Source organism: Alteromonas sp. MB-3u-76 (assembly GCF_002831605.1).
GTDB classification, from domain to species: domain Bacteria; phylum Pseudomonadota; class Gammaproteobacteria; order Enterobacterales; family Alteromonadaceae; genus Alteromonas; species Alteromonas hispanica.
Map to the genome: position 1 here is coordinate 4,169,914 of NZ_CP025115.1, position 15,392 is coordinate 4,185,305.

The window sequence follows — 15,392 nt, forward strand, 5'->3', positions numbered from 1 at the left end:
TCAAATTTTATAGGGCGTTTTCTCTATCATCTTTTTCAAAAGCTAATTTAAGTAATTCGGCTGCAGCTTTTGCATCAGAAAGGGCACGGTGATGACGCTCCATAGAGATATAAAAATGCTTGGTTAGATTGGCAAGTGAGTAAGAAGGCAACCCTGGATAAGTACGCCGCATTTCTCTTACCGTACACATTTTAGGGCGGCGAAAGGGCTGTTCTAAACGCGCAAACTCTTGCTTTATAAAGCCATAGTCAAAATTCACATTGTGAGCTACAAATACAGCGTCTTCGGTAAACGCAGCTATTTCACTGGCAATGTCTGCAAAAATTGGCGCATCTTCCACCATATCATCTGAAATACCGGTCAGCCGCGTAATGTTTGCAGGAATACGGCGCTGTGGGTTTATCAAGGTTTGATAACGGTCTACTTCCTCGCCGGCAATAAGCTTCACCATTCCAATTTCGGTAATGCGATTGTAGCTGTTGTTTCCCCCTGTGGTTTCTATATCCACAACGACATAGGGCTGCTCAGGGTCGCGTACCCAGTTTACTGTTGTTACAGCCACATCAAACCCGGCCTGTTGCAAACGCTGAATAGACACCAGCTGGTTTCGTCGCAATTGATCTCCAGGGGCTTTTATTTCCTCAAACCGCAAGCCGTTGTCGTAAACCATAATATCGGGAAAACCATCTCTCAGGTTTTGAAAATCTCGACTCATCATTCTAAGCACGTTCTGAATACTTTGTAATTCACCGTACTGCAGCAGTGCTTCAATGGGCTCTAGTAATCGACTAGACCACATAAACAAACTGTTCACTTTCCCATAATGAGTTGTGGCCATTTTTTGGATATGAAAAAGCAGCTTTTCCTTTGAATCTAATGAAGAAAGTAGCCCTTCAATGCTAGTTTTAAACTTTGCATAAAAGTTGTTTTGCTTTAACGACAGTGGTCTTCGGTCAAATTCAGTTACCAACGTATCTTCTTCGTACAGTTGAGACCAAAACGTTAGGCCGAAAATGCTGCGCCACAATCGGTTTTCTGTGCGCCAACCTTGTATTCCATGCCGTGCGTAATGCGCTAGTACGCCTCTTTCAACCTGCTGATTTTGACTCACATCTATTGCCAGCTCTCTACTGGCACTGCGCAACATATCGGTGACTGAACTCGTGCGTTTTTTATTGAATTTTCTCGCATAGAAATCTTCTGCGAAAGCCAGCAATGTATCTGATTGCGGGTTGTCGATAATGCCTTCCAGTATCACTTTAACGTCATCAGTGTTTCCAACTTTATAACTCTCTCTTATCCACTTTTCTTTTGCTTTGTCGCTCTCAGCTAAGCTAAGTATATGCAGGCCTTTCTGCTTGTCTTCATCAAGTAACTTAAGCCCCAAAGCATAAAGTAACTGGTCGCGGTAAAAGCCAGCAGATACGCCTTCTGTTGTTGGGAAATCCTCGTTTGCTAAGGCTAACAGCGCCTCGCGGTCGTAATAACCTAACTCCGTATAATGATTTGCGTAAAACCATGCTGCTTCGGTATCTGCTTTAGTTTCAAACCGCGCGACATCGGTTACTGAGTCTGAACGCGTGCGCATGACGCCTAAATCTCGCATGGAAAATTGGTTTAACCGGCTTTTTGTATTGCCGAAATAAAGAAACAATAAAAAGCGTAAGGAGTCATCAAAAAGGCACACTAAGTAGTTTTCAATTGAGTTGCTATCAATTGAAAAGCGGCTTGGCCATCCGTTAGCGCGTATCTCATTATCAAGAAGCGTAACCAGTTTGGGCTTGGTCAACGACGCCAACCCTTGTGTACTGCCATACTCTGCCAATAACGTTATAATGGCATCTTTAGTAAGAACTCCTGAGATATCGTTCAGCGACGCATGAGTTATGTCACCAAACCAGCCGTCTTCTATAAGCGCATCGATATACGCTTGAGGCGAATTAATTTCAGCATAATTAAATTGCGTTCTATCAATAATGGCATACTTGCGATTTGCGGCACGCACTATAATGCACTGCTTATCTTCGTTTAACGCTTTAAAGCGATGAATAAATTTTGCAGCACTATCTGAAAGCAATGTTGCACTCGCCCCCTCGAAAAAGCGAAGGAACTCGTGAAAGTGAGTAAGATAATAGCGTGGGGGAAGATCTTTTCGCATACGGCCAGTTGTTCAGTCATTCTTGCGGTAGTGTATATTTATACAGCACCATTAATCAACCTTTACTCGCTGTTTCGCAACCCAATTGAAAAATGTGGCGAGCTGCTCGTCAGCTAGCAGCAACTGCAATGTTGAAAGCCGTTTTGCCAGCATCATTTCATCATAGAAGCGATGAATACCACTGTGGCACTGTCGACAGATATACACGCCCTCTTGCAGCTGCGCCTTGGTATAGTTTTTTTTGAAAAACGGACGTCGATGCATTTTCTTCGGGATAAGATGATGAAAGGTGAGCCGTGTTTTTCGCTTACAACACGGACAGATGCCAACGGTATTTGCCACAAAAAGCACCCATATAAATATACTAGTCCTATATATATTGTTCAGACAATTCGTCTTAACTTATACCGATAAAATAACGTTGTGATCACAAGCGTGCATATTGAGAAGTAAAATCAATCCAGCAAAAGAAAATACCCGTAACTATGGTTACAAATTTTAAATAGTGAAGATAATTATGAGTTTGACACGCGCGATGGGATTTTCCTGCCCATACTGCATGGCACCGAACGATGTTGAAATTGACGAAATGAACGATGTGGGGCAAATTCAGGTTCTTGATTGTCAAGTTTGCTGCCAGCCCATTGAGCTTAGAGTTTTTCAGCATGGTGACGAACTTTCTATAGAGGCAGAAAGAGAAAATGACTGATCGCATGACCCGCGACGATTTAGATGAATTAGAGCAGCGTTATAGAGCCAACCTTATCAATAGCTTATCTGGCTTTAAGTCTGCTGTTCTGCTTGGCAGCTCAGATGGTAAAACCAACAATTTGGCCATCATTAGTTCGGTAGTACACGTCGGTGCTAATCCGCCTCTGCTAGGCATGATAATGCGCCCACATACTGTACAACGCGATTCATTAGACAATATAAAACAGCAGGGTTATTACACGCTTAACCATGTTCATACCGATTGGATTGATAAGGCCCATCAAACGTCAGCGCGTTACGAACAAAACGAAAGTGAATTTGACGCAGTAGGGCTTACACCGTTTTTCAGTGATGGACTTCCCGCGCCTTACGTTAAGGAAAGTGAGGTAAAAATTGGTCTGAAGGTAGCGCAGCATTTTACGCTACTAAACAAAACCGAAATGGTTATTGGTGAAATACAAGAAGTTATGTTTGATAAACATGCGCTGCATGAAGACGGTTATTTAGATATAGAAGCACTAAGCACTGCTTCAATTTCTGGGTTAGATAGTTATCATAAAAGCCAAAGACTGGCGCAGTTCGCTTATGCGAAACCGCATGTAAAACTTGATAGGAAGAAAACTTCTTAACAAGTTTGCGGTCTTATATTTAATAGCAGCCCCACACTTTATGAATATTTATTAATCGGTAAATAATGCAATTCACATAAATTTTGTCGATCTTTACTCAAAAAGAGTTAGTATTAAGTATGAAGTCAAAAAACCTGCTCTCTTTGGGCAGGTTTTTTGCGTTTAAGGCACTGAATAAAAAAGAATCATTATCGTTTCTATCTCATTGGGAGAATGTTATGAAATCTGTTAATCGCCGTGACTTTATGAAGCTTACGGGCTCTACTCTAATAGGGTTAACGTTAGGTGGCGTGGCACTGCGCGCTCAAGCGCAAGAGCAGCTAAGCGCAGACGACGCTACCGCTAAAGCGCTAAATTACACGCCGTCTTCAACAGTTGAAGGCTCGAAGTGCAGCAATTGTATGTATGTTCAAGGCGCAGATGGTGAGCAGTATCGCCCTTGTAACATTTTCCCAGGAAAACTGGTTAATGCTGACGGCTGGTGTAGTGCATGGGTTAAAAAACCTGGCTAATTGTCAACGCTTTGGTCTAACGTTAGCCTAGTTGATTGCTTATACAAACAACAGCAATGTTAAAGCGCGCTAGCGTTAATATATAAGGCTACGATAAAAGCTAAAAACACAAGCTATAGGTCAAAATAAAAGGGCCCAAACAATGATTTGTTTGAGCCCTTTTTTATTACCTTTGACCCGTCCTAAATAGCGTTGTTATTAAGTTCTAACGCTCACTGAAAAGCGTCATTCAAATGCTTCGTTTAAGCATCTTACTTAGATACACACCTTATTTAGACACAACGCCATCAGTAAGAGGTTTTAACTCTGGCGCATCTAGTCTTGATGGTAAGAGGCCCGGCGTAATAGTAAACCCGTGTTTAGCTTCAAACACGCTGCCAATCCTTAGCACTTTCTCATCCATCCATTTACCCGCAATAAAACTTAATCCCACAGGGAGATGCTTCACCTCTCCAGCCGGCACGGTTAAATGAGGGTATCCAGCTACAGCAGCGAGATATCCAATACCGATAAACCCTCCTGGTGAATGATCGCCGTAAACACCATCAATTAGAAAGGAAGGGCTGTTAGAGGGAGACACCAACACATCTACGTTGTGCTGTTTCATGAGCGTGTCGATACCATTCGCTCCCGCAGTTTGTTGAATAAGGGCTAGCGCCGACTTGTACTCTTCACTTTCTATAGAGGCTGCTTCTAATGATTTTTCAAAAATATCTTGATTGAACAAAACCAACTCACGGTCATCGCCCTTATTAAACTCAATAAGAGAGGCCAAGTCTCGTGCAGGGATATCTGCCGGCGAATCAGCGAGGTACTCATTTATCGACGCATGAAATTCTGCCAGTAACACATTGTAAGAATCGGCCCAAAAGCTATCTGGCTGCTCAAAATCTTCGATGTCTACCAAGGTAGCACCGGCATTCTTCAAACTGTTCAGTGCATTTTCGTAAGCCTCTAACACGTGTGGATTGTCACCCTGGCGGTAACGAACTACCCCCACACGAATCCCCTTCAAATCTGTGGCAATTAGCGATGCCTTCGGCGTTTTAATCACATGATCATCGGCGGCTTTTGTTGCGCTGTCTTTGGCATCCGAGCCGGCCATGATAGAAGCCATTAACCATGCATCTTGCACACTATTGGTCATCGGCCCTGCAGTATCTTGGCTAAACGAGATAGGAACAATGTGAGTACGCGAGAGCATTCCCACCGTTGGCTTGAAACCAACCACGCCGTTCATAGATGACGGGCAGATAATTGAACCATTGGTTTCTGTTCCCACCGCTAAAGAAGATAGGCGAAGAGCCATAGCGGCACCCGAACCTGATGAAGAACCACAGGCGCTTCTTGATAATAAATGTGGATTACGAGTTAACCCACCTACAGCACTCCACCCACTAATGGATGACTCCGATCGAAAGTTCGCCCACTCTGACAAATTGGTTTTACCTAGAATGATGGCATCTGATGCTTTTAGCTTGGCAACAATAGGCGCGTCGCGCTCCGTCATATTATTTAGTAGTGCCATTGAGCCCGCGGTAGTTACCATCTCGCTCGTTTCAATATTGTCTTTTAATAACACTGGAATACCAGCCAGCGCGCCAACGTTTTCGCCAGTTTCAATCTTTGCATCTATGCGCTTAGCCTGCTCAAGGGCTTGGCTATTTATAGCAAGAATACTGTTTGCATCAGTATCTAGGCGCTCAATGCGAGCTAAGTAGCCTGATACCAAGTCGTATGACGATAGTTCGCCAGATTGAATAGCAGCGGCTTGGACGTGAGCCGGTTTATCCAGCCACTCCAACGCCATGTTTTGCTGTTTACTTGTTGTTGTACAAGCGCCGCATAGCGCGACAAAAATGAGTAGATACCACTTCTTTATCATTATTTTTCCCTTTTATGGCACATGGCCGCAGAGGCTCACTAAGGCGACAGGCCCTACGAGCAATCAGCGGTGTATTTTTTTAAAGCATCAGGTACTTTTTATACTATGCAGCAAAAATAGTTCATATGTAATGAAAATAACAAGAGCAGGCGGGCTGTTAACTGAGGATGAGTTGGAAAATAGACTTGCCGCTTTGATTTTGTAATAAAAGCATCTAAAGCAACAGAAACTAGTCTTACTTATCGGCCGCTTCGTGGCTAATTGAGCGGTTCACAGTCTTTAGTGGACGCTACTTCAAGTAAGAAATATCCGCAGTTTCGTTTGAGGCATAGGCGAACAAACCGTTTAAGCCGCTCCATTCGAGCCCGTATTTTTCTAACAATGCTTGGTAGCGACCGCTTTTGATAAACAAAGACAAGCTGTGATTAAACGATTCACGCAGTGCCTTGTCTGGAATTCCCGCTCGATAAGTGGAAACTGGAAACAGTTCGTGAAAAACAACATCGTCGTTTTTATATCTATCGTCTTGATTCTTAAAATAAGAAAAGATATTTCTGTCCATTACAGCAACATCAACGCTTCCTAGCATTAGCATGTCTACTTGGCGTTCTTGTTTCGCCATTTCAAGATATGTGGGGTGGGCTGCAAAAATGTGGTGGAACTCTTCACCTAATACCGATGTTGCCGTTTGAAAAGCCACAACGCTCCTCGTTTTTAATGCGTCAACACTGTCGAGATCAAGTTTTCTATCTGCACGGGTAATTGCAACGTTTTGATACACAATGTAAGGGCTAGAGAGTATGTCTTGGGAGACATCATGAGAGTCAGTCATTGTTAGGCCAATATCCACTGCGCCTTGATTGAGCACTTTTGCAGTTCTACCAAAAGGCAAATACAACGGCTTAAACTCATAACCCATGTCATTCACAATCGCACGAATTAACTCTACTTCGAATCCACTATCATTCGCAGCCACGACATACGGAGGCTTATCCCACCCAATTGCCACCTCTAATTCGCGAGAATGCGCATTAAAACACATCAATAAGAGGTTAAAAGCTAAAAGGAATGTTCGCATATGTTAGTGATTCTCATTTACAAGGTGGACTAGTTGGAATGATACAACCTTTATGAATTGTTGGTAGTCGACAAAAGGTTAATTTTTAAGCATGACATTTTAGCGAAATTAACAAAACTATAGGGTTTGCTTCGCGAAGAGGCTTTTTACCCAATTAACTATGCACGACAGGTATTTTTATTTCCCAGTCGATTTCGTTTAATTGAGGTGAGAGGTACAATAGTGGTAAACACGTTAATGAACAATCACTATGGCTTGGTTACAACTACGAATTAATACTACCTCAGAGTATGCAGATGCAATTGGCGATATGCTAAGTGCAAATGGCTCACAAGCGGTTACCTATGTAGATGCGAAAGATACGCCTATGTACGAACCCAAGCCCGGCGAAGTGCTGCTTTGGCCAGACACCCAAGTGGTGGGTTTGTTTGAAGCCGACGCCGATATGAAACGTATTTTAGCTCGACTAGCCAAAGCAAAAATATTAGGCCCAGACTTCAAATACAAGCTCGAACCATTAGAAGACAAAGACTGGGAACGGGAGTGGATGGACAACTTTCATCCTATGCAATTCGGCGAGCGACTATGGATTTGCCCAAGCTGGCGTGACGTCCCTGATCCGAATGCCGTTAATGTGATGCTAGACCCTGGCCTTGCCTTTGGAACAGGTACTCACCCCACTACCGCATTGTGCCTTCGCTGGCTAGATGGCATCGATATGGCAGGCAAAACCGTGGTAGATTTTGGCTGCGGCTCCGGCATTCTAGCTCTAGCTGCATTAAAACTAGGTGCTAAGCGTGTTATCGGCATTGATATCGATCCACAGGCCTTACAAGCCACGCAAGAAAATGCCCGTCGAAACGATGTTGAAGATCGTTTGGACGTTTTTTTGCCAGAAAATCAACCAACACTAGAAGCTGAAGTAGTCGTTGCCAATATACTCTCCGGCCCCCTTCTCGAATTAAGAGAAGTCATTACAGGGTATTGCAAACCTGACGGCCTGCTTGTGCTGTCGGGTATTTTAACTGAACAAGTGGAAACTATTGAAAGTGCCTATGCCAAGGATATTTCACTAGACCCCAGTGCAATAGACGGTGAATGGGCAAGAGTATCAGGGCGTAAGCATTAGTGCCGCGCACTCAATAAGACACCATCCGTGATCTTTATTGTTCACTGAACCCGCATACTTTTTCAGCTATAAGTTGTCTTTTCCAGTGTTGCACAACCGTTCAAACAATAAAAAAAGGGTGTAATTGTTAAATTTTTTCACATTACATCCCTTTTAAATCGTGGCTTTCAAGTCTTAAGCACAAAATTTCACCAACATTTTCACGTTAGATTACTAACAATACAGATTTTTTTTGCTGTCAATACCGTTTAGTGAAATTTTGTGTGATTTTTAGCCTTTTCAAGCATTGCGAAAACACGTACACTTAGCGCCCCGTTTTGGCCGGGTGTATAATTTCTGTGCAATTATAGATGGTGAGCTTCGCGTTAACTTATGCAAAAACCTATGCGACATACTTTGCAAATTGGACCATACAAGTTAGATAACAATTTGATGTTAGCTCCCATGGCTGGCGTAACTGACCGACCGTTTCGGCAATTGTGCAAGCGTTTAGGCGCAGGTCTTGTTGTGTCAGAGATGTTGTCGAGTAATCCGAAAGTTTGGAATACCGCAAAATCACAAGCGCGAATGAACCATGAGGGTGAAGAAGGAGTTCGCTCTGTACAGATAGCGGGTGCCGATCCTGAGCTTATGGCACAGGCAGCGCAGTTCAATGTTGATAATGGTGCGCAAATCATCGACATCAATATGGGTTGCCCTGCAAAGAAGGTGAACAAGAAGCTTGCAGGTTCAGCATTGCTTCAGTACCCAGACACAGTGGAAAGTATCATTAAAGCGGTAGTAAACGCTGTTGATGTTCCTGTAACACTTAAAATACGCACCGGCTGGAATCCAGAAAATCGCAATGGGGTAGAGATTGCCCGCATTGCAGAGCAAAACGGCATACAATCGCTCGCCGTTCACGGTAGAACAAGAGCATGTATGTATAAAGGAGAGGCAGAGTACGACACCATACGCCAGATTAAGGCGGCAATTTCAATACCGGTTATTGCAAATGGTGACATTGCTTCTGCACAAAAGGCACAAGAGGTACTGAATTACACAGGTGCAGATGGCGTTATGATTGGTCGCGGCGCGCAGGGTAAACCTTGGATTTTTAATCAAATTCAACATTATCTTGAAACGGGCGAAACCATAGCACCACCACCGCTGTCTCAACAATATGAAATTTTGCACGAGCACGTCGCTAACGTACAAGATTTTTATGGAGAGGCAGCAGGCGTGAGAATAGCCCGGAAGCACGTGGGCTGGTATCTCTCGGAACATGATACGGATCGTCAGTTTCGTAAATCGTTTAACGCTATCGAAGATGCGAATGAGCAACTCGATGCACTAAATGCATATTTTCAAGCGCTGCAGACTCGAGAAAACCGACAGATTTCTCCGGCAGCATAGTGATGACTAACTAAAGAGCAACACAGTATTATGTTCGATCAAAACGTGACTTCACCTTTTACTACTACCGTAACTACGCCTTCACAAACGCAGGCTCAAAAGCCTTTGCGCGATTCTGTTAAGCAAGCGGTAAATAAGTACCTTAAGCAACTAGACAACGCAAACATCGATAACTTGTACGAAATGGTACTCGCTGAAGTGGAAGCTCCACTGCTAGAGGAAGTCATGACTTATACCCGCGGCAACCAAACTCGCGCGGCTATCATGATGGGCATCAACCGTGGCACACTTCGCAAAAAGCTAAAGCAATACGGCATGAACTAAGATTTTAAGGGCTTTGCCCAGTAAAGAGCACCATACGGTGCTCTTTTTGTTTCAACACTACAACTTTGAAGCTACTACATTTATGCAAACACCAAAACCAATCAAACGTGCTCTTTTAAGTGTCTCTGATAAAACAGGTATTGTCGATTTCGCAAAAGCGCTGCATAACGCTGGCGTTGAGCTTTTGTCGACTGGCGGTACCGCTAAACTTCTCGCTGAAGCAGGCCTTCCTGTGAAGGAAGTGTCTGATCACACAGGTCACCCTGAAATTATGGCTGGCCGAGTAAAAACCCTTCACCCGAAAGTACACGGCGGCATACTTGCTCGCCGCGGCGTTGATGAAGCAGTAATGGAAGAAAACAACATTGCGCCTATCGACTTAGTGGTAGTTAACCTCTACCCGTTCGCAGCTACTGTGGCCAATGAAGATTGCACTTTAGAAGATGCCATCGAGAACATCGATATTGGCGGGCCTACAATGGTGCGTGCGGCAGCAAAAAACCACAAAGACGTGACTATTGTGGTTAATGCAGCAGATTACGACAATGTTTTAGCAGAAATGAACGCCAATGATGGTTCATTAAAGTATCAGACTCGTTTTGACCTTGCTATAAAGGCTTTCGAGCATACTGCTGAATATGACGGCATGATTGCTAACTACTTTGGTGCTCGCTTAGATAGTACAGAGTGCGAAGAAGACTGCGACCACCAGCACAGTGAATTCCCACGCACTTTCAACGTTCAAATGAGCAAAAAGCAAGACTTGCGCTATGGTGAAAACAGCCACCAAAATGCCGCATTTTACGTTGAAAATACAATTCAAGAAGCTTCTGTTGCCACTGCTGAACAGCTGCAGGGTAAAGAGCTATCGTTTAATAATATTGCCGATACCGACTCAGCACTAGAGTGCGTAAAAGAATTCGACGAACCGGCGTGCGTTATTGTAAAACACGCTAATCCTTGCGGTGTTGCCATTGGCGACGACATTTTGAGTGCCTACGAACGCGCGTTCAAAACCGACCCCACCTCAGCGTTCGGCGGTATTATTGCTTTTAACCGCGAACTCGATGCTAAAACAGCGCAGGCTATTGTAGATCGTCAGTTCGTTGAAGTGATTATTGCTCCAACCGTTAGCGACGAAGCGAAAGAAGTAGTCAGTGCGAAGAAGAACGTACGCCTTCTAGCATGTGGCGACTGGACTGGTCAGTTGACCGAAGGTTACGACTTTAAACGCGTTAACGGTGGCCTGCTAGTTCAAGAGCGCGACTTCGGAATGGTTGAGAGAGAAGATTTAACAGTAGTCACCAAGGTTAAGCCTTCTGAAGAGCAGCTTCGCGACCTTATGTTCTGCTGGAAAGTAGCCAAATACGTTAAGTCTAATGCCATTGTGTATTGCAAAGATGGCATGACTATAGGCGTTGGCGCAGGGCAAATGAGCCGCGTGTACTCTGCGAAAATTGCGGGTATTAAAGCTGCCGACGAAAACCTAGAGGTAGCCGGCTCAGTAATGGCCTCTGACGCATTCTTCCCATTCCGTGATGGTATTGATGCAGCTGCAGAAGCGGGCATTAAGGCTGTTATCCAGCCTGGTGGCTCAATGCGTGACCAAGAGGTGATTGACGCAGCTGACGAACACGGAATTGCGATGGTGTTTACAGGCATGCGCCACTTCCGCCATTAAGCGGCTATTGGTCAACAGACCAAAAAAGAAAGTATCCCATCCAAGGGGGCGCCTCTGCGGCGGTTTTGTCGCAGAGGCTTTAAGTTTATTATTTACCCTTTTTAGCTTTTGCCTTCTGGCCTTTGCATCTATAAGGCAGCGCTAGTTTGTATATCTCAGGTTCATTTACCGGAGGTATAAGGCCGTAGCCAAGCTCAAAGTGAAAACGATAAAGGGCCGAATTATTCTGCTAGGTATCAAAAGCGTGTTACGGTTAACTGATAGGCTTGATCTTACTTATGGTAGTTTGTAGTAATACTATTAACCCAGTGGTTGTCGTATTTAGCTATCAGTTGTTTAGCTATTCAGTTGTGTAGTAAAAAGCATAGGCTGAAATACACCATACTTTGGGTGATGCGATGCTTTAGGCAAAGCTGCACCGAATAAATACCCTAGACAGAAAAGGAAATAATAATGAAAAAGTTAGCCCAACTAATGTTAGCTGCAACGCTTGGCATGTCTGCGTGCTATGCGTCTGCCGATGCCATTTCAGACGCCGTAAAAAGCGAACTGCGTACCTCAGACGCCAAAGCCAGAGATGAATACCGTAAACCACAGCAAACCCTCCGTTTCTTTGGCCTGAAGCCTGAGATGACGGTAGTTGAAATTTCGCCAGGTGGTGGTTGGTATACGGATATTTTATACCCCGTTGTAAAAGACAGCGGAAAATATGTTGCCGCACACTTCTACGTTGATGAATCGACCAACGATTACTACAAAAAAGCCCTAGCCGCTTTCAAAGAAAAAACCCAAGCAGGTGGAAAATATGAAGGTGCAGCAGTAACCGCATTCCACCCAACCAAAGCCCTTGATATTATTGACGCTGGAAGTGCTGACATGGTGCTGACTTTCCGCAATGTACATAACTGGTATATGCGAGAGGGTGATACAGGTATCGATAATGCTTTTGGTGCCTTCTTTAAAGCACTCAAGCCTGGTGGTGTTTTAGGTGTGGTTGAACACGAATTACCAGAAAGTGCCGACGATGCGGTAATGACATCTAGCGGCTACATGAAGCGCTCGTATGTTGTTGCGGCTGCTGAAAAAGCGGGCTTCATGCTAGAAGCAAGCAGCGATATTAATGCCAACGCTATGGATAATGCCGACCACCCTAAAGGCGTGTGGACACTTCCTCCAAGATTGGCATTAGAAGATCAAGACCGCGATAAATACCTTGCCATTGGCGAGAGTAATCGCATGACGCTTAAATTTAAAAAGCCTAATTAATTTACAACTTAAAGCATAAACGGAATAGTGAATGAACGTACTTGTCATTGGCGGCGGTGGTCGCGAACACGCGCTAGCATTTAAAGCAGCGCAGTCTTCTGAAGTTTCAACAGTTTTTGTCGCGCCTGGAAATGCAGGCACGGCAACAGAGCCTAAGCTGGAGAATGTACCTATTGATGTAAGCGACATCGCAGGTCTCGTTTCTTTTGCGAGAGGTAACGACGTTGAACTTACCATTGTTGGTCCGGAAGCTCCGCTAGTGGCAGGTGTCGTTGATACGTTTACTAATGAAGGCTTAACTATTTTCGGCCCTACACAAGCTGCAGCACAGCTTGAAGGGTCAAAAGCGTTTACCAAAGATTTTCTTGCTCGTCACAATATACCCACTGCGGAATATCAGAATTTCACTGAAATTGACCCAGCCATTGCCTACGTACGCGAAAAAGGCGCGCCTATCGTAGTAAAAGCCGACGGTTTAGCAGCAGGGAAAGGCGTTATTGTTGCCATGACTCTTGAAGACGCCGAAGCTGCCATTCGTGATATGTTAGCAGGTAACGCTTTTGGCGAAGCAGGTAGCCGCGTGGTAATTGAAGAGTTCTTAGATGGTGAAGAAGCGTCGTTTATCGTTATGGTAGATGGAAAAAATGTGCTGCCATTTGCGACCAGTCAAGATCACAAACGTGCTGCTGACGGCGACAAAGGTCCAAACACGGGCGGTATGGGCGCATATTCTCCTGCTCCAGTTGTCACTCAAGCTATTCACGACCGTGTTATGAACGAAGTTATTATGCCAACAGTCAATGGCATGGCGGCTGAAGGAAATGACTACGTGGGCTTTCTATATGCTGGCCTGATGATTATGGCTGACGGCACGCCAAAAGTGATTGAATATAACTGTCGATTTGGCGACCCAGAAACACAGCCCATTATGCTGCGTTTGCAGTCAGATATTGTTCCTCTTTGCCTAGCAGCCTGTAAAGGAGAGTTAGACACGCAAACTATCGAGTTTGACCCTCGTGCGTCAGTAGGTGTTGTGCTTGCTGCAGGCGGTTACCCAGGTAGCTATGAGAAAGGTGACGAGATTACTGGCTTTGACGAAGCAGACAAGCTAGACGGCAAAGTGTTTCATGCCGGTACGGCACTTAGCGACGGCAAAGTAGTAACCGCTGGTGGTCGTGTGCTTTGTGCAACAGCACTTGGCAACAGTGTGACCGAAGCACAGCAAAAAGCCTACGAGTTGCTAAATACTATTCAATTCAAAGACGTTTACTATCGTACTGATATAGCTCATCGAGCGATAGCAAGAGAAGCGAAAGCTTAACCCAACCTTTGAATTAAATGAGGCCACCAAATAAGGTTGTGCCTTGAAAGTAAGTCAATAAAGCGAATTAGTAAAAGCTAATTCGCTTTTTCTTTATCTATTTCAATCATCTGGTTTCTCGCTACAATGAATGATGATATAGCATTCACTAAGTTAACTAATAATGACATTGCAACAAGCCTGCTATCACATACTCGCGCCAGCCTCTGAAGCCGCTCATTTTAAAAAGGCTAGTCGTCTTTTCGATTTCTTTTTAGTTGTCATTATTACTGTCAATATTGCTGCGATGATGATCGAAACACTTCCCAACATATCTCAGGCTTGGCTAACAAAACTGCACACTATTGAAATTGTTTCGGTTATTTTGTTCAGCGCAGAGTACGTGCTGCGTGTTTATAGCAGTGCCGAAAACCCTAATTTGAGTGACAAAACCACTCACCACATTGGCTCTGCAAAAAGCTGGGCGCCTTGGCAAAAGCGCTGGCACTACATAAAAAGCCCAATGGCGATTATCGATCTGATGGCTATTCTGCCGTTTTTCCTCAGTATGTTCTTTATGCTCGACCTACGCATTTTACGGGTTTTCAGAGTGTTAAGAATATTGAAGATAGGACGCTACTCTCGCTCCATCCAAACTCTGGTAGACGTAGTGCGTAGCGAAGCCCATTCGCTTGTCGCTGCGCTAAGTGTACTAATGCTATTTACCGTAATTGCTGCCACCTGCATTTACTACATTGAACACAACGCCCAGCCCGAGGTATTTAGCAGCATTCCCGCCTCGCTTTGGTGGGCTTTGGTGACTTTAACCACGGTGGGCTATGGTGATGCAGTTCCCATCACTTCGCTAGGTAAGATATTTGGTGGTTTTATTACCGTAATGGGTATTTGCTTTTACGCCTTACCTGCGGGCATTTTATCTTCAAGCTATACAGGAAAGATGCAGCTTAAACGAGACCGGTTCAAAGACACTGTTCGAAGTGCACTAGATGATGGTGTGCTCAGTGAACATGACATACATCACATTGAACGAGTACGAGGTTTACTTGATTTAGACGAAGAAGAAGCACGCCTTATCATTCGCTTGCTGCGACACCATCACAACGGTAAGTCGAAAGATGAATGAAAGGCGCTGGGCTTTTAATTGATTGACTCATTCATTGATTAGACAGCTAAAGATGGCTTTAGACGCAGCTTAAGACGCAATGGCTCATATCTGATTTGACACCTTCATTTATTGATTTAGTTACCACCTGAAAGGCCGATTGAGACAAACAGCGGACCTTCGCTTTCCTGTGATTAGGTC

14 protein-coding genes are annotated in these 15,392 nt (G+C 44.3%); 10 read left to right on the forward strand and 4 right to left on the reverse strand.

The window, feature by feature from the left end:
- Positions 1–7 precede the first annotated feature (7 nt).
- On the reverse strand, positions 8–2,158 hold the full coding sequence (locus tag CW735_RS18530) for an exonuclease domain-containing protein (RefSeq protein ID WP_100973084.1): 2,151 nt from the start codon (positions 2,156–2,158) through the stop codon (positions 8–10).
- A 51-nt stretch (positions 2,159–2,209) separates the two neighbouring features.
- A complete protein-coding gene (locus CW735_RS18535) occupies positions 2,210–2,500 on the reverse strand; it encodes an HNH endonuclease (protein WP_198520984.1) in 291 nt (96 codons plus the stop codon).
- 175 nt (positions 2,501–2,675) lie between these two features.
- Between CW735_RS18535 and CW735_RS18540 the strand changes: the two genes are divergently transcribed.
- From CW735_RS18540 to CW735_RS18550, 3 genes are all read left to right on the forward strand, one after another.
- Positions 2,676–2,867 (forward strand): CPXCG motif-containing cysteine-rich protein, encoded by a 192-nt coding sequence (locus CW735_RS18540; RefSeq protein WP_071980937.1) that lies wholly within the window; start codon positions 2,676–2,678, stop codon positions 2,865–2,867.
- Entirely contained in the window at positions 2,860–3,498 is a 639-nt protein-coding gene (locus CW735_RS18545) for a flavin reductase family protein (RefSeq protein WP_071980938.1), read from the forward strand. The genes CW735_RS18540 and CW735_RS18545 overlap by 8 nt, the downstream gene beginning before the upstream one ends.
- Before the next feature lie 218 nt (positions 3,499–3,716).
- Complete coding sequence (locus CW735_RS18550; protein ID WP_071980939.1) at positions 3,717–4,010, forward strand: high-potential iron-sulfur protein; 294 nt, start codon at positions 3,717–3,719, stop codon at positions 4,008–4,010.
- Positions 4,011–4,278: 268 nt separating this feature from the next.
- On the opposite strand, the gene CW735_RS18555 is transcribed toward CW735_RS18550, so the two are convergent.
- Entirely contained in the window at positions 4,279–5,895 is a 1,617-nt protein-coding gene (locus CW735_RS18555) for an amidase (protein ID WP_071980940.1), read from the reverse strand.
- A 289-nt stretch (positions 5,896–6,184) separates the two neighbouring features.
- A complete protein-coding gene (locus CW735_RS18560) occupies positions 6,185–6,973 on the reverse strand; it encodes a substrate-binding periplasmic protein (protein ID WP_071980941.1) in 789 nt (262 codons plus the stop codon).
- Between the two features lie 250 nt (positions 6,974–7,223).
- Between CW735_RS18560 and prmA the strand changes: the two genes are divergently transcribed.
- The 7 genes from prmA (at position 7,224) to CW735_RS18595 (ending at position 15,212) form a co-directional block, all read left to right on the forward strand.
- A complete protein-coding gene (gene prmA / locus CW735_RS18565) occupies positions 7,224–8,102 on the forward strand; it encodes a 50S ribosomal protein L11 methyltransferase (RefSeq protein ID WP_071980942.1) in 879 nt (292 codons plus the stop codon).
- Between the two features lie 396 nt (positions 8,103–8,498).
- Positions 8,499–9,497, forward strand: a complete 999-nt coding sequence (dusB, locus tag CW735_RS18570; RefSeq protein ID WP_071981394.1) for a tRNA dihydrouridine synthase DusB — start codon at positions 8,499–8,501, stop codon at positions 9,495–9,497.
- Positions 9,498–9,527: 30 nt separating this feature from the next.
- Entirely contained in the window at positions 9,528–9,821 is a 294-nt protein-coding gene (gene fis / locus CW735_RS18575; protein ID WP_012520109.1) for a DNA-binding transcriptional regulator Fis, read from the forward strand.
- 82 nt (positions 9,822–9,903) lie between these two features.
- A complete protein-coding gene (gene purH, locus CW735_RS18580) occupies positions 9,904–11,502 on the forward strand; it encodes a bifunctional phosphoribosylaminoimidazolecarboxamide formyltransferase/IMP cyclohydrolase (protein WP_071981395.1) in 1,599 nt (532 codons plus the stop codon).
- A 453-nt stretch (positions 11,503–11,955) separates the two neighbouring features.
- Entirely contained in the window at positions 11,956–12,768 is an 813-nt protein-coding gene (locus CW735_RS18585; RefSeq protein ID WP_071980943.1) for a class I SAM-dependent methyltransferase, read from the forward strand.
- 31 nt (positions 12,769–12,799) lie between these two features.
- Positions 12,800–14,089 (forward strand): phosphoribosylamine--glycine ligase, encoded by a 1,290-nt coding sequence (gene purD, locus CW735_RS18590; RefSeq protein WP_100973086.1) that lies wholly within the window; start codon positions 12,800–12,802, stop codon positions 14,087–14,089.
- 163 nt (positions 14,090–14,252) lie between these two features.
- Positions 14,253–15,212, forward strand: a complete 960-nt coding sequence (locus tag CW735_RS18595) for an ion transporter (RefSeq protein ID WP_071980945.1) — start codon at positions 14,253–14,255, stop codon at positions 15,210–15,212.
- Positions 15,213–15,392: the final 180 nt, after the last annotated feature.

Coding starts and splice junctions, on each gene's coding strand:
- CW735_RS18550 (WP_071980939.1), top strand. CDS start 3,717: ATGAAATCTGTTAATCGCCGTGACTTTATGAAGCTTACGGGCTCTACT.
- purH (WP_071981395.1), top strand. CDS start 9,904: ATGCAAACACCAAAACCAATCAAACGTGCTCTTTTAAGTGTCTCTGAT.
- CW735_RS18595 (WP_071980945.1), top strand. CDS start 14,253: ATGACATTGCAACAAGCCTGCTATCACATACTCGCGCCAGCCTCTGAA.
- CW735_RS18560 (WP_071980941.1), bottom strand. CDS start 6,973: ATGCGAACATTCCTTTTAGCTTTTAACCTCTTATTGATGTGTTTTAAT.
- CW735_RS18540 (WP_071980937.1), top strand. CDS start 2,676: ATGAGTTTGACACGCGCGATGGGATTTTCCTGCCCATACTGCATGGCA.
- CW735_RS18585 (WP_071980943.1), top strand. CDS start 11,956: ATGAAAAAGTTAGCCCAACTAATGTTAGCTGCAACGCTTGGCATGTCT.
- CW735_RS18555 (WP_071980940.1), bottom strand. CDS start 5,895: ATGATAAAGAAGTGGTATCTACTCATTTTTGTCGCGCTATGCGGCGCT.
- CW735_RS18530 (WP_100973084.1), bottom strand. CDS start 2,158: ATGCGAAAAGATCTTCCCCCACGCTATTATCTTACTCACTTTCACGAG.
- CW735_RS18545 (WP_071980938.1), top strand. CDS start 2,860: ATGACTGATCGCATGACCCGCGACGATTTAGATGAATTAGAGCAGCGT.
- prmA (WP_071980942.1), top strand. CDS start 7,224: ATGGCTTGGTTACAACTACGAATTAATACTACCTCAGAGTATGCAGAT.
- fis (WP_012520109.1), top strand. CDS start 9,528: ATGTTCGATCAAAACGTGACTTCACCTTTTACTACTACCGTAACTACG.
- purD (WP_100973086.1), top strand. CDS start 12,800: ATGAACGTACTTGTCATTGGCGGCGGTGGTCGCGAACACGCGCTAGCA.